The following is a 19,379-nucleotide window of genomic DNA, read 5'->3' on the forward strand; positions in this document are numbered from 1 at the left end:
CCTTCAAAACCTAAGCATTATAGCGTAAAAATTCCTCAATTTATAGCTTACGATATTGGCTCGGCGAAAGCGTATACGCCAACTTAAATGCTTTGCTAAAATGCGCTTCCGATTGATATCCCACATCTAGGGCTATCGACAAAATAGATTGTTGGGTTTGTTTTAACAAAAACGCCGCCAAATCTAACCGCACTTTAGTGAGGAATTTCCCTGGCGACATACCGACTTGTTGCTGAAATACGCGAATAAAATTCGACCGCGACATCGAGGCAAGTTCAGCAAGCCGTTCAACATGCCAATCTTGTTCGGGCGATTGCAAAAGTTTCATCAATACAGCATTGAGCCGCTTATCCTGCAACGCAAATAAAATACCTTGCCCAATCAATCCAACACTCAAGGCGTGGCGCAAAATATAAATGAACAATACATTTGCCAAAGCATCAATCACGGATTGATTACCGCTTTCCTGTTGTGCAGCTTCCTGTAAGAAAAGCCGTATCAGCGGATGAATCGGCGTGTCATTCAAATTCAAATGTAAATAAGGGGGCAGTGATGCTGTCAATAGTGCATTTTTTTGATAATAAAACGTGCCGCAAAACATTTTCAGATTTGGCGTGCCTTGCCCGATTTGATGGAGTACAAATGTGCCTTGCTGCACTTTATTTAACGCCGACAAGTCCATTTTTTCTGTCAAATGTTGCATCAAGTGCGGTCGATTTTGTGGCAGAAAAAAGATATCGCCCTGTTTCAAATGAAATCGTATTTCGCCCAATGTCAGCCAACATTCGCCTTCTTCAATTAAATGAAAAATGCCTTTGCTATCCGCCCGTTCGTCATGCGAAACCAGCCAATTGCCCTGAAATTGACAGCGAATATTGATCTCGCCACGAACTTGTGCCAAGCGAATAAGTTTATCTAAATAATCCATATTGAGATTTTAACCATAGAAATTGAGCTAATTTGACAAGTTTACCTATGTCATTTGTTTATAATTTTCGCCATCAATTCATTGAGACATCAATTTATTTTAGGAGAAAATACAATGTTTACAGATTGGAAAGAACACACGTCACACGTAAAAAAATCATTTGGCGAACTTGGCAAAAAACATCCGAAAATGTTACAAGCCTATCAAGCATTAGGTGCAGCAGCGGCTGAAGGTAATGTACTTGATGCCAAAACCCGTGAATTAATTGCCCTTGCTGTAGCGGTCACTACACGTTGTGAAAGCTGCATTAGCGTTCATGCGGAAGAAGCGGTAAAAGCCGGTGCGACCGAAGCCGAAGTTTCTGCCGCATTGGCAATGTCTATCGCACTCAATGCCGGTGCGGCTTATACCTATTCCTTGCGTGCATTAGAAGCGTTTAATGTACAAAAAGGAGAATAATTTTTCTAAAATTATTCATACTATATCGGCGTTCAATGAACGCCTTTTTATTACCACAAATTCAATTTTTCCATCTGGGCAATCACCTCTTTCACTTGAATTTCCGCCATCAAATTTTTCCCTTTTAACTTTGTCGCCCAAGGTAATTCGGAAGAAGGTTTGCCAAATTCTTTTTGCACATTCTCTTCATACACAGACACCACATTTTCCAGATTATAATAAGGGGCGGTACGCAATGGATTATGATAGGCATACAATCCAATGACCGGCGTTCCCTGTGTTGTGGCAATATGAGCCGGGCCGGAATCCGGTGAAAGCACAAGATCAACATTGGCAATCAATGCTGTAAGTTGTTTTAAGCTCGTTTTTCCTGCCGCATTAGTCGGCGTAAAATCACAAAGTGCGGTTATTTTTTCCACCATTTCCACCTCTCGTTTTGCCGGTGAACTACAAAAAATCACGTTCACATTATGTTGGTGCGCTCTATTTGCCACCTCTGCATAACGCTCCACCAGCCAATCTTTTTCCGCTTTACTGGAACAAGGGGAAATTACTAAATTTTTGCGGGTTGGATCAATAAATTGCATGGCAACTTGCTGATCTTGTGCTGAAACGGGCAAATGCCAAACGGGTTTCCCTTGCGGTACGCCAATATATTCGGCAAATGCCATAAAACCGTCTAATACATGAGGCGATATCGGATCGTTCACACGGCGATTAACAAAAAGCCATTGTCCCTCACGCGAACGCTTTTGACCAAAACCGATTTTATATTTTGCCCTAATGCCTAAAGAAAGGATGGACGCTCGAAATGCCGTTTGCATATTCAAGAGCGCATCAAAACGCTCATTGTTAAGCAATCTCCATAAGGAAAAAATACCCTTCCAACCGTTTTTCTTATCATAAGGAATGAGCGTAACATTCGGAATCCCTTCTAACAAAGCCGCTTCCGTTTTTCCTACAATCCAAGTTATTTTTGTCTGAGGATAATACGCCTGAATATGTTGCACTACGGCAAGGGCATGACACACATCCCCCACCGCTGACAGGCGAAGAATACAGATTGATGTTGGAGCTTTGGTAAAAAGCGTCATAGACATTCCTTTCTCATTTAAATTAGCGACATTTTAAAGTAGAATGAAGACATTTTCTATCATTCAACCCAATCAAATGCTTGAGTTCCAACAAGATAACCAATTTTTCATCTTTAATTTTGACCACACTTTCACTCTCCAACAGGATTTTTTTACCCCTCAATTTTGGCAAACACAAAACCGTATTTTAGGATCGGCAAAAGGGCGGGGAACCACTTATTTTTTGGCAACCCAAGATTGGTTTGGTGTAAATTGCGCACTTCGCCATTATTACCGAGGCGGCTTGTGGGGGAACTTCAACAAAGATCGTTATCATTTTTCAAGCCTGGTTAAAACGCGCAGTTTCGCAGAATTTTATTTACTGCAACACTTGCATGATGCCGGTTTGCCCGTTCCAAAACCTATTGGCGCACGGGTAAAAAAAGGGCAATTTAGTCTTTGTTATCAGGCGGATATTCTCACAGAAAAAATCGAAAATGCACAGGATTTAACCGCACTTTTACAAACCCAAAAACTAACAGATGAGGTTTGGCAACAAATCGGCGGGCTAATTCGTCAATTACACGATTTGCAAATTTGCCATACGGATCTCAATGCTCACAATATTCTTGTTCAACAGACCGAATTGGAACAAAAATGTTGGCTACTTGATTTTGATAAGTGCGGTGAAAAATCAGGGAGTTTTTGGAAAACAGAAAACCTAACCCGCTTGCACCGCTCTTTTACAAAAGAAACCGAAAGAATGAAAATCCAATTTACGGAACAAAACTGGGCGGAACTAATGTCCGGCTATCATCAAAATTTCAACAAAAAGGATAAATAATCATGCAAAAAATTGTACTGGCTACCGGTAACCAAGGCAAAGTAAGGGAAATGGCTGATGTCTTGGCAGCACTTGGCTTTGAAGTGATCGCTCAAACGGATTTAGGCATTGAAAGCCCCGAAGAAACGGGCTTGACCTTTGTGGAAAATGCGTTATTGAAAGCCCGTTATGCCGCAGAAAAATCAGGTTTACCAGCAATTGCGGACGATTCGGGATTAGTCGTTAATGCGCTTAACGGCGCACCGGGTTTATATTCCGCCCGTTATGCCGGCGAAGAAGGGAATGATGCGAAAAATCGCCAAAAATTGTTGGCAGAACTTGCCAATGTTTCGAAAGAAAAACGCCAAGCAAAATTTGTAAGCTGTATTGTATTATTACAACACCCGGCGGATCCGTCGCCCATTATTGCAGAAGGGGAATGCCATGGTGTCATTGGTTTTGAGGAAAAAGGAGAAAATGGGTTTGGTTACGACAGCTTATTTTTCAGCCCTGAACAAGGCTGCACTTTTGCAGAACTTGAAACAGCCGAAAAGAAAAAAATCTCCCACCGCGCACGTGCATTGCAAGAATTAAAAGCAAAACTGAGTGCATAACATCACAAAATAAGAAAAGAAATGACCGCACTTTTAAGCGCCAAAGTGCGGTCATTTTTGTCAATATTTTTATCTTCTACGTTTGTTACATAATACTGTTTTCTTCTTGTTCTTTTTCTTTCGCTCTTAGCAAGATTTCTTGAATATCTGCCGCCATTTTTTGGTCGCATTCCCTCGCAATATCTTGTAATATCGGGCTTTTAAAGAATTCTGATTTTAGCTCATAAACTTGAGACATTAATTTCACTTCATGACGATCAGCATGGAAATAATATTCCGCAATTTCTTTTGCCACTTCAGGTTCCATACCTAACCCTTCTAATGCGGTACGTCCGGTACGCACTGCAGAATCGAATGTTTCACGTATAACGTCATTTGCCCCGGAATTATATAAATCAAATGTATGAAAACGGTCATAAGAACGAGCAATAATTTTAATATTCGGGTTCACTTCACGGGCAAAGTGCACTATATCGGAGGCTTGTGCTTTATTATCAATTGCCACAACAAGCATTTCTGCCTGTTCCAATCCTGCCGCAATTAAAAACTCACGGCGGGAAGCGTCGCCAAAATAAGATTTAATGCCATATTCATTAAAACCTTTAATCATCGTTGGATTAAGATCTACCACTGTTGTGGCATAACCACTTAAACGGAGCAAGTCATTTACGATTTGTCCAAAACGTCCCATACCGATAATAAGTATCGGATGCTGTTCATCAATTTCATCAGGTTCAATTTCTTCTGCAATTTCTTTCGATCCATATTTTTCATAAAGCACAAGAATGAGCGGTGTCATCACCATAGAAAGCACAACAATTGCCGTCATATTGGCATTTACCGTTTCATCAATCACTCCTTTTGACAGGGCTGCCGCAAAAAGCACAAAAGCAAATTCCCCACCTTGTGCCATTAAGAGCGCTCGTTCTAATGCTGTTTTATGAGTACTTTTAGCAACACGTGCTACAACATAAATACAGACACCTTTGGTGAGCATTAATACAATCACGCCTAAAAGGATTAATTGCCAGTTTTCTGCAACGACTTTTAAATCTAACGCCATTCCCACGCCAAGGAAGAAAAGCCCCAGCAATAAACCACGGAAAGGCTCAATATCCGCCTCCAATTGATGGCGAAAGGCAGATTCGGAAAGCATTACACCTGCTACAAAAGCGCCCATCGCCATGGATAAGCCGGCTTCTTCCATTAATAATGCGGCCCCCAATACCACAAAAAGTGCAGCAGCAGTCATGACTTCACGGGCTTTAGCATTCGCCAAAATACGGAAAACCGGATTTAAAATGAAACGGCCAATAAACACTAATACCGCTAAGGCGAGCATAGCAATGCCCGCAGATTGCCACCAAGGCATGGAAGCTTCTGTTTTTTCAAAAGGAGAGAGGGAAGCGACAATAGCAAGTAATGGGACAATCAGAAGATCTTCAAATAATAAAATTGAGACGATTTTTTGACCGCGTTTTGTAGAAAGTTCTTTGCGTTCACCTAATACTTGCATCACAATTGCGGTGGATGTCAATACAAAACCTGCGGAAGAGACAAACGCCACTTCCCATGATACGCCAAACTGCACACCAACAATGGTCATTAAAATAGCAGAAATGATCACTTGCATACTGCCTAGTCCAAAAATTTGACGACGTAATCCCCAAAGGTGTGAAGGCTTCATTTCAAGTCCAATCACAAATAAGAACATCACGACACCAAATTCAGCCAGATGAATAATTGCGTGAGGATCACCAATCACCTGTAAACCATAGGGGCCAATAGCCAATCCGGCAGCGAGATACCCCAACACCGATCCCAATCCTATGCGTTTAAATAATGGCACCGCCACCACTGCGGCACCCAGCAATGCCACCACTCGAATTAAATCACCTGAACTTTCCGCTGCCATAGTCACTCCTAAAAAAATTAAACAAGTAAAAAACAGGGGCATTTTACTTGCTTTCAGTTAAGATTTGTAGGAATAAACCGAGTATTTTTTAAATAACCAATAGCATTGGTGAACATTCATTATGTGATTTTTTACAAGAAAAGTTTCGTGCTGTAAAAAATCCTTGTTCGTAATGAAACGTAACAAGGATTCCTGTTTTGCTATTTATGTGTCTAACGTAATTTATTGGGAACTTGAGGTGCCGGTAAACGTTTTAATACGCTACCATCAAGATTAATATCGCTAAAACAAGAGGGAACAACCGCTTTTTATTGTCAAGCCTTTCTATGTCTAGGTTCTTGAGTTTATAAAATACCGCTTAGGGAGTAAACGAGAGAGCTAACACTCAAAAATTCTATAATTTGCCTTTGCTTTGGCGGAAATAGCAACAAAGATAGCTGTAGGATATCGCTATTTTCTTATGTTCTAATCTCTTTTAACTTCCATTTAATCTTCGGATTTTGACTACTCCCTGCAATATAATCCTTTTCGATAATCCCCTGACTATGTAATCGTCTTAATGCATGAGAAAATGCGATAACAATTGACTGGAAATCCGATTTATCAGGCGTATAACCTTCCAATTCAAAAGCCTTGATCATAATCTCGTTTGTTGATAACCACTGATTTGGAAAACGCTTAAAAACTTTAGCAATAAATTCATTAGGGCGATAAGTGTAAGATTTAGATTTCTCACCACGCTGTTTTGTTGCTAATGAAAATGGCTCACTGTTTAATGCTATCAAGGCTTGCTGTAACGTAGCAATATGCTGTTTGGCCACCTCAATACATTTTTCGAAATAGGTAACGTCTTGTGTTAATTTAGCAATTTTCTGCTGAATAGCACTCATATCACTTGCTTTGACCATAAATAAAAAATCCTTGTGGTTAGTAAAACTCACAAGGATTGTAGTAAACTTTAGTTAAGCGGTCTTTGTGCAACAGCTACATAATACCGAAATAATTGATAGAGATGCTCCAGCACAAATTTGACATCGTTTGTGTGATCAACGCAATTCGGTACAGCTTTCAGCGGCGGAAGTTGAAACCCAAAAGCTTCAAAAGTTTGAAGTTCTTGATACATGCCAATCGTACAGCGAATAAATTCTTTTGCCGATAAAATGTGCGGAAGGATAGGACAGAATAGAAGATCTGCTGCAAGCACCGACATATCGACGGTAATATCGCGCGTCCCGCTGATATCGACGATAATCACATCATAACCTTGGAGTTTTTTTAGTAAAAAACTAAAGCGAATAGCCCCGTCCGGTGCATTGCGGAGCATTTGGCTGACATTATTTGTCGGATCATTTGATTGGATTAAATCTAAATTAGGTAGGGTTGTTTTCGATATGATATTAGCCGGATCGACATCTTGATTGATCAAAAACTCGTAAATACCACCCGGCGCAGCGTATTCTAAAGCGAAATAAGCACTTAATGTGGGTTGGATATCAGTATCAATCAGAAGGGTTTTCAAGCCGTGATCAGCACAAAACGCACCGATATTGGCTGCATTGGTACTTTTCGCAGACCCACTCTTTGTTGAAGCAATGGTAATAATGAATGGTTTTTGAGATGCAGTTTGATTTTTCATTTTGATACTCTCTTAACAAATATAAGTTAATTAAGTATCGGCTAGGGGACTAAATGGGGGTTTTATATAGATCTTTAATAAACAGATTATGAATTCAATCTTGTAAGATTGGCTCCTCCTGCTGGACTTGAACCAGCGACATATGGATTAACAGTCCACCGTTCTACCGACTGAACTAAGGAGGAGTAGATTTTAAATGGTGCCTCGAGGCGGAATCGAACCACCGACACGGGGATTTTCAATCCCCTGCTCTACCGACTGAGCTATCGAGGCGTTATCACTATCGGCTACTGCCTGACAACGGAGCGTATTAAACTATTTTTTCGCTTGTCGGTCAATAACTAAATTTAAAAAAAATGAAAAAACAGGTGTGTTTGAATGGTTAATAATCAAAATGTTTATAAAAACAACGGATTTTATAAAACACATTTAAAAACAACCGCACTTTCCATAAAAACAACCTTCCAAAATACAGCCGATACTATAGTTAGAATGTTTATTAACTGACAGGCTGGTTTTTTATTCACAACATATTACTCCCCACCCGCTATTAATTTTGCCTTAACAAATAATAGGACTGGGCGGTGTCGCAAATCTTTAAATTCAGTATGCCATTGTGGTTGTTCGGCAAGCATGGGTTCTGCCATTTGTTCAATTTGAAAACCAGCCGAAATTAAATGATTGATAATCGTAGCCATCGTACGATGGTAAGTTTTGAACGGTTGTTTAAACCAATTTCTATCCCGTTCACCTTCATCACGGTAATGATTTAAACGATAGGCAGTTTGTTGTTTATTTTCATCCTTTTCCCAACGCTCTCCAATTTTATGACAGGTAGTTATCGGATGTTCTTGGGAAAAGATAAGCATACCGTTTTTAACCAGTTTCTTCGTAATCGCAGTTAATAATGTCGGAAAATCTTGCACGTAATGAAAGGCAAAAGAACTGGTAATGACATCAAAATTAGCTTCCGGCAAATCACCAAGATTTTCCATTGATAATTGGTGTAACGAAAAATGTCCCTGAAATTGACCGCACTTTTCCAGATTAATTCGGGCTTGTTTCAGCATATTGGCGGATAAATCCATTCCCACTACAACACTTGCCCCCCGTTGTAAATAAAGCTGCAAATGTTCCCCTGTGCCGCAACCCAGATCCAGTAATTTTTTCCCTTGTAGCTCCGGTAAGAGAGAAAGCATTGTCGGTTTTTCTACGATTTCATTTAGGCTAATCGGGTTAGCTCGAAGTTTTTGATAAAGTTCAAAGAAGTTTTCTCTATCATAAACGCTGATTTTATCGCTCATTCCTATTCCTATCGAGATTCATTCTGTGCTGAAAAATCAAAAGGGCGTATGCTATACACCCTTTATTTCCATAATTAACTTATCCGTTAAAACTTGCAAACCACCCTAAATTTGCACCGACTTGCGCTACAATATTCAGCGCACCAAATAGGATAATGAAACCAATCATTAGGTTGCCCCCATAGACTTTATAGGTGGTGTTCGGAAATTTTTTACGGCTGGCTTTCGCAAGCAATGCCGGCACAATAGCAGCCCAAATTGTTGCAGCCAAGCCGGCATATCCAATGGCAATCACAAAACCGTAAGGGAACTGAAGGCTTAATAATAACGGGGGCAAGAAAGTGACTAAAGTCGTTTTTGTTCTGCCCATTACACTATCGTCAAATTTGCATAAATCCGCAATATAGTCAAACAAACCTAAGGTTACCCCCAAGAAAGAACTCGCAATCGCCATATAAGCAAAGAAATTCAAAATAACCGCAATATAATCCGTTTCAATATATTTGTGCAGTGCCTCAAGTAGTGCTGAAACATCCCCGCCTTTTTCAATTACCGGCGCAAATTCGGCACGTGGTAAATTACCTTGAATCGCAAACTGCCACAAAATATAAATTATCAGAGCCAAACCGGTGCCGATAAAAATCGCTTTCATCACACGATTGCCGTCACGATGATAATATTTCACTAAACTTGGCACATTTCCATGGAAACCAAATGAAACTAAACACACGGGAAGTGCGGTTAATAAATAAGGTAAATATTGTTGTTTACCTTGTGCAAGCGTATTAAATAATACCTCAGCTTTTACAGAGCCTAATAGACCTGCCGTTGAAAGAAAAAAGGCAATCACCATTCCGCCAATTAATACCGTTGTAAAACGATCTACCGCTTTGGTTGAAAGCCATACAAAAGCCGCTAAGACGATGCAAAAAATTAACGATCCGAAAGTACGCCCGATTTCAACCGCACTTTCGGAGGAACTTAACAGCTGATTTAATAAATTTTGCGTAATGCCGCCACCTGAGGTGATGTAAGCATAAGTTAAAATATAAAGTACAAATGCGACGGATACACCGTTAATTACATTCCAACCATTACCAAGTAAATCTTTTACGATGGTGTCGAAACTTGAACCGGTGGGATAATGCAAGTTGGCTTCTAAAATCATTAAACCGGATGTCATCATACAAAACCATGTATAAACCAGCACAAGAATAGAACCGATAAACCAAACACCAGCTGTTGATGTAGGATTTGCTAGCATACCGGCACCAATTGCAGTACCCGCAATAATCATTGCACCGCCCAATAGCGAAGGGGATTTTTGTTGTTTCATAAGTGATTCTCTAAAGTGAATTTTGCACTATTATAATAGTGCATCATCAAAACTCAATTGTTTTTTATAGACAATTTAAAACTATTTTCCTTATAATCCTATTGTCTCTAACCGCTGTATCCACAATAGGAATCCCAAATGAAAACACACATAAAATCTTTTGTCTTTGCCTCCATGGCTACTTTTGTATTGAATGCTTGTGCAGATTCAGCTTCTATCAATCAACAAGCGGCATCAAGCTATGCGCAAGAAATGGGCAGAATCCGTACCCAAGGGGCGGTAGATACCACCTCTCAAACGGCAAAGCGTATTCACCGAATTTTCAATAAAATGGTACCTTACGCCAATAAAGAAAACCAAACCGGTCAGCCCTTTAATTGGCAAATCACCGCCATCAAATCCAAAAAATTAAATGCTTGGGCAATGCCGGGTGGGAAAATGGCGTTTTATACGGGATTAGTAGATACGCTAAAACTGAGTGATGATGAAATTGCGACCGTGATGGGGCATGAAATGGCACATGCGCTAAAAGAACATGGTAAAGCAAAAGCGAATTTTGGGATGGCAACAGGTATTGCCGCACAATTAGGTCATGTTGCGCTTTCTACTGTGGTAGGCTCTGATTTAAGCGGAATCGCGATTAGCTTAACTAAAGATTTTGCATTAGATAAACCTTATTCACGTAGTGCAGAAACCGAAGCCGATGAAGTAGGCTTATTGCTCATGGCAAAATCCGGATTTAATCCACAATCTGCCCCCGGTTTATGGGATAAGATGAAAAAAGCCTCCGGCGGTTCAAAAGGTGCATTAGATGCCTTGGCTTCCACTCACCCGACAGATGAAGATCGCCAAGAAAACTTACGCCGTTTACTCCCAGAGGCAATGAAACTTTATAACGCGTCAAAAAAATAAAAATGCTTGCTAAATTGACCGCACTTTCAGGTGCGGTTTTTTATGTGCTTATGTTAATGAAAAAACAAAACCGCACTTTCGTTTCCAAAAGTGCGGTTGAATTTTAAGGTATTTTATTAATGAGCCGTTTTGCTTTCATTTTCTTCAAATACCGGTAATGGTTTGTGTTCGGTTGCCACATAGCTATACACCACCGGAAGTACAAACAATGTAAAGATTGTCCCGATAGACAAGCCGGCTACGATAACGATACCGATACTAAAGCGTGATACCGCACCGGCGCCTGTTGCATAAAGCAATGGAATCAAACCCGCTACCATTGCGGCAGTTGTCATCAAAATTGGACGCAAACGCACTTTAGCCGCAGCGGTAATCGCATCAATACGGTTTTTACCGTGTAACAGCTGCTCTTCTTTTGCTACTTCACACATCAAAATACCATGTTTCGTAATCAAACCCACTAAGGTAATTAATCCCACTTGTGAGTAAATATTTAAGGTATATCCTGTCATTGTTATACTTTGTCCGAATTGAGCAATTGCGGCAATCCCCGTAATATGCCCAATGAATCCTAGAAATCCTTGCAAAGCGGAAGGTAAATTGAGTACCACTAACGATCCACTCACTGCTAACGGCACAGAAATCATAATCACCAACGGATCACGTATTGATTCAAACTGAATCGCCAATACTAAGAAAATGATCACAACCGCTAACACAAAAGTGAGTGCCAACGCATTCCCTTCTTGGATTAACTGACGGGATTCCGAACGGAAATCGTAAGTATAGCCCTGTGGTAAAGTAGTATCGGCATGTTCTTGTAGCCACGCTACCGCATCCCCTGTTGATGTTCCCGGCATTGGTACGGCTTGAATCGTTGCTGCATTTAACTGACTAAAACGAGGCAATGAGGTAGGCTGTGTTTCAAGTTTCATACTAACCAAGCTGCTCAACGGTACAGCTTCACCATTACTTGCATTTAGGTAGTAATTTTTGAAACTTTCCGGTGACAAGCGATCATCACGTTTTACTTGTGAAATGACTTTATAAGCACGTCCATCAATATCTACACGGGTAATCGTTGCGCCGGAAAGAAAGCTTCCCAGCGTATTACTGATTTGCTGCATGGTGATACCGTAAGTGCCCGCTTTTTCTTTATCAACGGAAATCGTCATTTGGGCGGTATCATATTTTAAATCGAGGTTAGTATAAACAAACTTACCTGATGCCCGCATAGCTTGTAAGAATTTTTCTGCGGTATTCGCCAAGGCGTTATAATCTTGAGCCGTTTTTAACACAATAGAAACCGGCGGTCCTTGTTCCCCTGTATCAATTTCAGGGAAGTTAAATGCAGAAATTGAGACTTCCGGTAATCCTTTTGCTTTGGTATTCAGTTCATTCATAACTTCCGATTGCTTGCGTGAACGCGCTTTCCAATCTTTTAGTGTCACAATATTTAAAGATTGGTTAGAACTCGGTGCGCCCGCAATACTCATACCAAAAGAAACTTCCTCCGTATCCATCACCGTTTTCATATAAGGTTGCATTGCATTTTGAATATAATCCACATTCACATTAGAAGGTGCGGAACCAATCGCAATAAACGCCCCTTTATCTTCATTTGGTGTTAATTCGCTTGAAAGCGAATTAAAGAGGAACGGTAATGTAGAAAAAATCGCCACGGCAAACACCACCATGGATTTACGATTTTGCATCACAATATCCAGCATATAGTTATACACGTTATTCATTCTAGAAAGTGTATGCTCTACTTTACGTTCCATCCATGTCGGTTCTGCATTGGATTTCAATAGTTTGCTGGTCATCATTGGGGAAAGGGTTAATGCCACAATACCGGAAATAAACACCGAACCGGCAAGGGTTAACGCAAACTCTTTGAAAAGTGTTCCCGTAATACCGCCCATAAGAGCCATTGGCGAGTAAACCGCAATTAAAGAAACCGTCATTGAAATAACCGGCAGGGCAATTTCACGGGTACCGATAATCGCGGCACGGAACGGTGTTTCCCCCTCTTTAATATGACGGTCAACGTTTTCCAATACGACAATTGCATCGTCCACCACGAGACCTATCGCAAGAATCAGAGCTAACAAAGTCATCAGGTTAATGGAGAAATCCAAACTTTGTAACATCATTAACACCCCGATCAAAGAAATCGGAATAGTTAATACCGGAATTAAAATCGCACGTAATGAACCGATAAACATCAAAATCACCACGAGTACGATTACCGTTGCTTCAACGATAGTTTTAATCACCTCGTTAATAGAACTATTAATCGCAATGGTGCGGTCATAAAGAATATCCGTTTCCATACTGTCCGGAAGCTGATTTTTAATGCTCTCATAGAGTGGACGGATTTTTTCAGCCACCGTTAGCGGGTTAGCCGAAGAGGTTGGATTAATACCTAATACAACAGAATCCGCACCATTCGCAGTTGCCCGTGAATTATCACTTTCTTTATTCAATTCAACGGTTGCAATATCACGCAAACGGACTAAGTCATCCCCATTCGAGGCAACGATTAAATTACCTAATTGTTCAACGGATTTGGTGGTTGTCTCAACCTTATTACGGTAGGTCACATAATAACCGTTATCACTCCCCGCGGCAGTTTGAATGTTATTAGCAGAAAGTGCGGACATGACTTGCGAAGCCGAAAGATTTTGTCCCGCCATTTTTTGCGGATCAAGCCAAATGCGCATTGCATATTCCGCCGCACCAAAAATTTGGACTTCCGCCACACCTTCAATCGTAAAGAATTGTGGTTTCACTACGCGGTTGATATAGTCCGTTACTTGGCTGGAATCCAACTTTTTAGAGCGGAAACTAATATACATAATCCCGGAACCACCCGATGAAGATGACACCGTCGGGTCTTCAATCCCGCTTGGTAATTCGGAACGTACCGCATTTACTTTCGCCAATACATCAGCCAACGCACCGGCAGGATCCGTATTCAGCTTCATTTTTACAGTAATAACAGAAGAACTCGGCGCACTGGATGAAGACATATAGTCAATATTATCCGCTTGAGCAATCGACTCTTCCAACTTGGAGGTAACAAAGGCTTGAATTAAATTCGCGTCAGCCCCCGGATAAGCTGTTGCTACGGTAATCACCGTAGTTGTCATTTTAGGATATTCACGCACCGCTAATTTTGAAATAGCCTGCAAGCCTAAAATAATGATAAGCAGGCTAATCGAAACCGCTAAAACGGGACGACGAATAAATATATCAGTAAATTTCATTCGTATTTCCTAAGCTATTACAGATTGGTCTTCACTGCCGGTTCAATTCCGCCAACGATATCTTTTTTGATCCATTCAACAAGGCTGCCATTGCCGATACCTTGTTGACCACCGGTAATAATTTTGTCACCAACTTTAACTTCATCGCCTTGTAGCTGAGAGTAAATACCTTGGCGATCTTTAGTAAACACCGTGATTTGTTTTGCACGATAAAGGGAGTCTAATTTCGGATTATCGGCAAATTTAGTTCTATCTTCTTCAGACAACGGTTCTAACAGATAAGAAATTTCACCATACATGTTATAGCTCACCGCTACTTGAGGTACGACAATTTGATTTGTTTCCGTTGGTAACGCAACACGTAAACGGGAGAACATACCTGACAGTAATTTACATCCGTCTTCAGGATCGAAAGTCGCCTGAATATCCACTAAACCGGTTGATGAATTAATTGCCGGTTCAATTGCGGTAATACGGGCTGAAAAGGTTTCACCTTGACGCGCATCCGTAGTGGCGGTAACTCGTTGACCAATATGTAGTTTGTCTAATTCATTTTGAGAAATCGCAAAATCAATTTTCATTGAACTGGTGTCTTCCACTCGCACAATTTCAGATCCAACATTCACGTATTGACCGACATTCACTTTTACAATACCGGCTTTTCCGTCAAAAGGCGCAACAATCTGACGACGTTCAATCGTTGCTTTTAATGATTCAATATTCGCCACTTGTGCATCATAAGCGGATTTCGCATTATCCACCTCTTGGCGGGAAACCGCGTTGCTTGCTAATAAATTTGCATAGCGTTGATAAGTTTGACGCAATGCCGGAAGCTGTGCTTGGGAGGCTTTCAGGCTTGCACGTTCAACCGAACTATCCAGTTCAACCAAAAGATCGCCTTTTTTGACATTTTGTCCGTTTTGAACAAATACATTAACAACGGTTCCCGCACTCTGTGCGCTTAGCATCGCACCTTGATTTGGCCGTACAAGACCTGTGGTATTGATAACCGGTGTCCATTCACTGGCTTTCACCTCAAGTGCGGTAACCGGACTGGATCTTTCCGGCATATTGGCCAATGCTTTACCAATCATAATGCCACGAAAAACGTTAAAACCGATAACACCGACAAAAATTAAGACAAACACGACAAGAATAATTTTCATATAGAAAATATGCGAGCGTTTTGGCCGACTGCTTTGAGTTTGACTCATTTTATAAAAGCTCCGATAAAAGATAAAAAAATAATGATTACTTCTGAATTGCCCGCCAAGAGCGTTCAACCACAGATTCTAGAATTTCACGGGTGAGTTCTACGCTTAAAAACTTAATATCCGATGCCATTGTCATCGCAGTTTTTAAACTTAATTGAAAAAGAACATCATCCGGTAAATCCGCTAATTCATTTGCAGTCCTTGCTTGAAAACAAAAATGATCCCAACGGCTATTATCAATTTCCCGACAAATTTTAGTAAATTCCGGTAGAGACTGATATTGATTTAAATTGGACAAAATGGTCGGATTATCCTGCAAAAATTGCCACATATTCCACCACATTCGTCTGTATTGTTGAAAAAAGGATTCAGACTCATCAAAATCCTTCTCAAGTGCCGCTATAAACATAGCAAACACGCGTCGAGCAAATTGTATTAGTAATTCATCCTTATTTTTAAAGTAAAGATAAATTGTTCCTGTCGCCACATTGGCTTCCTTTGCCAATTTATGCATTGATAGTTGATTCAAGCCCTCTTTTGCCATCAGGCGATCCGTTGCCATAAAAATTTGCTCAACAAGATTAGTTTTAGCGTGTCGCATAAAATATTAGTTTCGAAAATAATTAAAGAAAAGACATTCAAATCCTATTGAATGAACGAGCGTTCATTCTAGAGATTTTTGATTTTTTGGCAAGCTAAAAAATGAAAAAAGTGCGGTATTTTTTACCGCACTTTTTTCCCTTCAATATGGCATTACATCCCGATAATCACACAACTTGCCACAGATTTTGCTTTATTCAGTTCCTGTGTCGCTGTCTCACGATTTGCAAACGGCCCGACACGAACACGATTCCACTCACCGTGAACCATTACCTGAGCATTCACCCCTGAGATCACTAAACGCCCCTGTAAATTTTCTGCTTGGGCACGATTTTTAAAAGCACCACACTGTAAGCCAAAACGTTTTTCCCCAGCTCCGGCAGTTTCTGACGGCTTTGTTTCTACTTTTTTCGTTGTCTCAACTTTTACCGGTTCGGGCTTTTTCAACGGTTCTGATTTTTTTACATCCGTCTGCTTTTTTGTTTCTTGTTTCGGAATTTCAGCCTTCACCGTCTCTACTGCTTGTTGTGCTTTTTCAGTTTCTTCCGCTTTACGTTTTTCCGCCAGTTTGCGGGCTTCTTCCGCTGCTTTTTGTTCCTTTTCCATTTGAATCAACACTTGACGCTGCTCTTCCGTTAAGCGCATATTTTTTTCCACACTGGCAGGTTTATCATCAATCGGCACGGTACGGGTTTCCAATGCCTTAATATAACTCCACACCTCCTCAGGACGATTGGGTAATACGCTTTTCGGTTGGGGCTTTTCAGGCTGAACCGCGACGGGGGCGGGTGGGGTTTTGCTTTTTAGGAAATAAAGACCAACGCCAAACGCAAGCAATACCGTAAGGGCAATGCCAATCAATATGTTTTTATTTGTTTTCTTTTTCTTATTTGAACCGCGACGGGCGGCAAAATCTCGATGAGCCACAATAAAACCTTAAACTTTAATGATTTCTAAAAATTCTGTAAAACTTGTCAAGTGTACTGAAAAATACCCTGATTTTCTAGCTTAAATCCTGCGGATCAACATCTAAAGTCAACCGTATTTGATTATTTCTTTCTAAATTTGTTTGCTGATAATCATGTAAAACTTTTTGCAACACCATACGGGAGGCGTGTTGCAAAAGCAGCTGCCAACGGAATTGTCCCGATTTTTTACCGAATGGCGCCGGCATAGGGCCTAAAATATGTAATCCTTCGACATTCTGTGAGCGAAAAAAATCCGCAATTTGCATTAAACACTGTTCCGCTTGCTCCGAATAACGCGCCTGAGCTTTAAACAATGCTTGGAAACTAAAAGGCGGTAACCCCATTGAGTGGCGTAAACGCAAGGTTTCTTCGGCAAAAGCCTGATAGCCTTTTGCTAATAACGTTGTCAATAACGGATGATCAGGATAATGGGTTTGCAGTACCACTTCACCTTGTTTTTCCGCACGTCCGGAACGCCCCGCTACTTGTATATAAAGTTGTGCTAATCGTTCCTCCGCTCGAAAATCTAAGGAAAATAATGCACTATCCACATTTACCAGTGCTACCAATGTTACATTCGGAAAATGATGCCCTTTTGCCAACATTTGCGTGCCAACCAAAATTTGGCTTTTTCCCTGTTGAATATCTGCCAAATAGCGTTCCAATTTGCCTTTACGGGCTGTGCTGTCGCGATCAATTCTTGCCACAGAATAATCAGGAAATTGCGCTTTTAACGTTTCCTCTAATTGCTCCGTACCAAGTCCGGTTGTAACAAGATGGGTAGAACCACAATGATCACATTGACGGGGAATGGTCTTTTGCGAGCCGCAATGGTGGCAACGCAAGGCTCGCTGATATTGATGATAGGTATAAGGCTTTTCACAATGCGGACATTGTGCAATCCAACCGCATTCATGGCAGAGTAAAACTGGTGCAAATCCGCGACGATTTAGAAATAACAAGACCTGATTGCCTCTTTCAAGGTGATGTTTCATTCGTTCTAGAAGTGGTTTGGACAAGCCATTTTGGACGCGTTGATTTTTTAAATCGATCACAAACTGGCGAAGTGCGGTCGCATTTCCCGCTCTTTTTGGCAACGTCAAATGTTTATATTTACCATTTTGTACATTATTAATACTTTCTAAACTGGGTGTCGCCGACCCCATCAGTACGGGAATCGCTAATTTTTGTGCCAGCACAATGGCTAAATCACGGGTATGATAACGCCAACCGTCTTGTTGTTTAAAAGAAGCATCATGTTCTTCGTCTAAAATAATCGCTCCCAGATTAGCAAATTGTGTAAATAATGCCGATCTTGTGCCGATTACTACGGCACTTTGCCCCGTTCTCGCACGCGCCCACACATTCAACCGTTGGGTATCGTTCAAATGAGAATGCAAAACATCAATTTCCACATTAAAACGCGCGTTAAAACGCTGCACGGTTTGAGGCGTCAAACCGATTTCCGGTACGAGCACAAGCACTTGTTTACCGGATTTCAATATTTCCTCGATATATTGCAGATAAATTTCCGTCTTACCGGAACCTGTCACTCCCTCCAACAACCAGACGTTAAACTCACGTTGAAACATTAATTGGCTAAAAGCTAAGGCTTGCTGTTTATTTAAAGTAAGACGATTATTAACATTCACTAACGGCTTATCATGCAAAACGGTTTGCCAACTTTTTTGTTCTTGTTGAACAAGGATCGCTTGGACAAAGTTTTTACTTTTTAAGGCTGACCAAACGGTCGGAGTAAAATCATTATTTCCTTTTTCCAAATCATTTTCCAACAAGCATTGCAGAGCTTCAGTCTGCTTTTTGGAACGCTTTAATTCACCGTTCAACAGCGCATTTTTTCCCTCCTCCGTGATACGCCAAAAAGTGCGGTCATTTTTCGCCACATTTTCACCGTTGCGTAACTTCACCGGCAAGGCTTGAAATAATACTTCACCCACCGGCACTTGATAGTAATTTGCCGCCCAGTACAGCCAATCCAATGTCACCGAAGAAAATAAAGACTCCCTATCCAAAGGCGCAATGATTTTCTTTAGTTTATCCTCCGCCACATCGGATTCGGTAGGAAACATCACAACTATCGCAACCCGTTTTTGTCTTCCAAAAGGAACCAGCACACGTACCCCCACAACTAATGTTGTGTCGTCCGGTGCAAGATAATCAAATAAACGGGGAAGCGGCACGGCAAGTGCAACTCGAACAATTTTCATAACAACTCTTGGGAAAAAATTTGGCTTATTATACGGGAAAAGCGTTCGATTTCATGTATAATCACCGCCAATTTTTTACCAACTTATTTTTCAATTC

Annotated in this window: 15 protein-coding genes, 2 tRNA genes and 1 pseudogene; 4 read left to right on the top strand and 14 right to left on the bottom strand. The window is 40.8% G+C overall.

Going from position 1 to position 19,379, the window contains the following annotated elements; all coding sequences use genetic code 11:
- Positions 1–40 precede the first annotated feature (40 nt).
- Entirely contained in the window at positions 41–928 is an 888-nt protein-coding gene (locus tag PNEUHYL_RS10810; protein WP_059368146.1) for a cupin domain-containing protein, read from the bottom strand.
- A 114-nt stretch (positions 929–1,042) separates the two neighbouring features.
- Between PNEUHYL_RS10810 and PNEUHYL_RS10815 the strand changes: the two genes are divergently transcribed.
- Positions 1,043–1,387, top strand: coding sequence for a carboxymuconolactone decarboxylase family protein (locus PNEUHYL_RS10815; RefSeq protein WP_059368148.1), 345 nt, complete (start codon positions 1,043–1,045; stop codon positions 1,385–1,387).
- 50 nt (positions 1,388–1,437) lie between these two features.
- Here the strand turns inward: PNEUHYL_RS10815 and PNEUHYL_RS10820 are convergent, their stop codons facing one another.
- Positions 1,438–2,481 carry a glycosyltransferase family 9 protein gene (locus PNEUHYL_RS10820; RefSeq protein WP_059368150.1) on the bottom strand — a complete coding sequence of 348 codons (1,044 nt, stop codon included), beginning with the start codon at positions 2,479–2,481 and terminating at the stop codon, positions 1,438–1,440.
- A 76-nt stretch (positions 2,482–2,557) separates the two neighbouring features.
- Here PNEUHYL_RS10820 and PNEUHYL_RS10825 point away from each other — a divergent pair, with 76 nt between their 5' ends.
- Together PNEUHYL_RS10825 and PNEUHYL_RS10830 are read left to right on the top strand one after the other, a co-directional pair.
- Positions 2,558–3,304, top strand: coding sequence for a 3-deoxy-D-manno-octulosonic acid kinase (locus PNEUHYL_RS10825; protein WP_059368152.1), 747 nt, complete (start codon positions 2,558–2,560; stop codon positions 3,302–3,304).
- A complete protein-coding gene (locus tag PNEUHYL_RS10830; RefSeq protein WP_059368154.1) occupies positions 3,304–3,897 on the top strand; it encodes an XTP/dITP diphosphatase in 594 nt (197 codons plus the stop codon). The genes PNEUHYL_RS10825 and PNEUHYL_RS10830 overlap by 1 nt, the downstream gene beginning before the upstream one ends.
- Before the next feature lie 85 nt (positions 3,898–3,982).
- Here the strand turns inward: PNEUHYL_RS10830 and PNEUHYL_RS10835 are convergent, their stop codons facing one another.
- The 7 genes and pseudogenes from PNEUHYL_RS10835 to mtr form a co-directional block, all read right to left on the bottom strand.
- Entirely contained in the window at positions 3,983–5,812 is a 1,830-nt protein-coding gene (locus PNEUHYL_RS10835) for a monovalent cation:proton antiporter-2 (CPA2) family protein (protein ID WP_059368159.1), read from the bottom strand.
- A 458-nt stretch (positions 5,813–6,270) separates the two neighbouring features.
- Entirely contained in the window at positions 6,271–6,720 is a 450-nt protein-coding gene (locus tag PNEUHYL_RS10840) for a hypothetical protein (RefSeq protein ID WP_059368161.1), read from the bottom strand.
- Between the two features lie 89 nt (positions 6,721–6,809).
- Positions 6,810–7,448: pseudogene (locus PNEUHYL_RS10845) on the bottom strand (ParA family protein); the annotation flags it as partial.
- A gap of 109 nt (positions 7,449–7,557) precedes the next feature.
- Positions 7,558–7,633, bottom strand: a tRNA-Asn gene (locus PNEUHYL_RS10850).
- Between the two features lie 12 nt (positions 7,634–7,645).
- Positions 7,646–7,721 (bottom strand) — tRNA-Phe (locus PNEUHYL_RS10855).
- A 260-nt stretch (positions 7,722–7,981) separates the two neighbouring features.
- A complete protein-coding gene (locus PNEUHYL_RS10860) occupies positions 7,982–8,752 on the bottom strand; it encodes a class I SAM-dependent methyltransferase (protein WP_059368172.1) in 771 nt (256 codons plus the stop codon).
- Positions 8,753–8,831: 79 nt separating this feature from the next.
- Entirely contained in the window at positions 8,832–10,088 is a 1,257-nt protein-coding gene (mtr, locus tag PNEUHYL_RS10865) for a tryptophan permease (RefSeq protein ID WP_059368176.1), read from the bottom strand.
- A 138-nt stretch (positions 10,089–10,226) separates the two neighbouring features.
- On the opposite strand from mtr, the gene PNEUHYL_RS10870 reads away from it, so the two are divergent.
- Positions 10,227–11,000 carry a M48 family metallopeptidase gene (locus PNEUHYL_RS10870; RefSeq protein WP_059368181.1) on the top strand — a complete coding sequence of 258 codons (774 nt, stop codon included), beginning with the start codon at positions 10,227–10,229 and terminating at the stop codon, positions 10,998–11,000.
- Between the two features lie 116 nt (positions 11,001–11,116).
- Here the strand turns inward: PNEUHYL_RS10870 and acrB are convergent, their stop codons facing one another.
- The 5 genes from acrB to priA form a co-directional block, all read right to left on the bottom strand.
- Complete coding sequence (acrB, locus tag PNEUHYL_RS10875) at positions 11,117–14,272, bottom strand: multidrug efflux RND transporter permease subunit AcrB (RefSeq protein WP_059368185.1); 3,156 nt, start codon at positions 14,270–14,272, stop codon at positions 11,117–11,119.
- A gap of 17 nt (positions 14,273–14,289) precedes the next feature.
- The gene (gene acrA / locus PNEUHYL_RS10880) at positions 14,290–15,486 is read right to left on the bottom strand and encodes a multidrug efflux RND transporter periplasmic adaptor subunit AcrA (protein WP_059368187.1); all 1,197 of its coding nucleotides are present in this window, start codon (positions 15,484–15,486) and stop codon (positions 14,290–14,292) included.
- A gap of 37 nt (positions 15,487–15,523) precedes the next feature.
- Entirely contained in the window at positions 15,524–16,087 is a 564-nt protein-coding gene (gene acrR, locus PNEUHYL_RS10885; protein ID WP_059368189.1) for an efflux transporter AcrAB transcriptional repressor AcrR, read from the bottom strand.
- A 152-nt stretch (positions 16,088–16,239) separates the two neighbouring features.
- Positions 16,240–17,013, bottom strand: coding sequence for a cell division protein FtsN (gene ftsN / locus PNEUHYL_RS10890; RefSeq protein WP_059368191.1), 774 nt, complete (start codon positions 17,011–17,013; stop codon positions 16,240–16,242).
- A gap of 76 nt (positions 17,014–17,089) precedes the next feature.
- Positions 17,090–19,282 carry a primosomal protein N' gene (gene priA / locus PNEUHYL_RS10895; RefSeq protein WP_059368192.1) on the bottom strand — a complete coding sequence of 731 codons (2,193 nt, stop codon included), beginning with the start codon at positions 19,280–19,282 and terminating at the stop codon, positions 17,090–17,092.
- Positions 19,283–19,379: the final 97 nt, after the last annotated feature.

Source organism: Rodentibacter caecimuris, from assembly GCF_001019715.1.
Classification (GTDB): domain Bacteria; phylum Pseudomonadota; class Gammaproteobacteria; order Enterobacterales; family Pasteurellaceae; genus Rodentibacter; species Rodentibacter caecimuris.

Coding starts and splice junctions, on each gene's coding strand:
- PNEUHYL_RS10810 (WP_059368146.1), bottom strand. CDS start 928: ATGGATTATTTAGATAAACTTATTCGCTTGGCACAAGTTCGTGGCGAG.
- PNEUHYL_RS10815 (WP_059368148.1), top strand. CDS start 1,043: ATGTTTACAGATTGGAAAGAACACACGTCACACGTAAAAAAATCATTT.
- PNEUHYL_RS10820 (WP_059368150.1), bottom strand. CDS start 2,481: ATGACGCTTTTTACCAAAGCTCCAACATCAATCTGTATTCTTCGCCTG.
- PNEUHYL_RS10825 (WP_059368152.1), top strand. CDS start 2,558: ATGCTTGAGTTCCAACAAGATAACCAATTTTTCATCTTTAATTTTGAC.
- PNEUHYL_RS10835 (WP_059368159.1), bottom strand. CDS start 5,812: ATGGCAGCGGAAAGTTCAGGTGATTTAATTCGAGTGGTGGCATTGCTG.
- PNEUHYL_RS10840 (WP_059368161.1), bottom strand. CDS start 6,720: ATGGTCAAAGCAAGTGATATGAGTGCTATTCAGCAGAAAATTGCTAAA.
- PNEUHYL_RS10860 (WP_059368172.1), bottom strand. CDS start 8,752: ATGAGCGATAAAATCAGCGTTTATGATAGAGAAAACTTCTTTGAACTT.
- mtr (WP_059368176.1), bottom strand. CDS start 10,088: ATGAAACAACAAAAATCCCCTTCGCTATTGGGCGGTGCAATGATTATT.
- PNEUHYL_RS10870 (WP_059368181.1), top strand. CDS start 10,227: ATGAAAACACACATAAAATCTTTTGTCTTTGCCTCCATGGCTACTTTT.
- acrB (WP_059368185.1), bottom strand. CDS start 14,272: ATGAAATTTACTGATATATTTATTCGTCGTCCCGTTTTAGCGGTTTCG.
- acrA (WP_059368187.1), bottom strand. CDS start 15,486: ATGAGTCAAACTCAAAGCAGTCGGCCAAAACGCTCGCATATTTTCTAT.
- acrR (WP_059368189.1), bottom strand. CDS start 16,087: ATGCGACACGCTAAAACTAATCTTGTTGAGCAAATTTTTATGGCAACG.
- priA (WP_059368192.1), bottom strand. CDS start 19,282: ATGAAAATTGTTCGAGTTGCACTTGCCGTGCCGCTTCCCCGTTTATTT.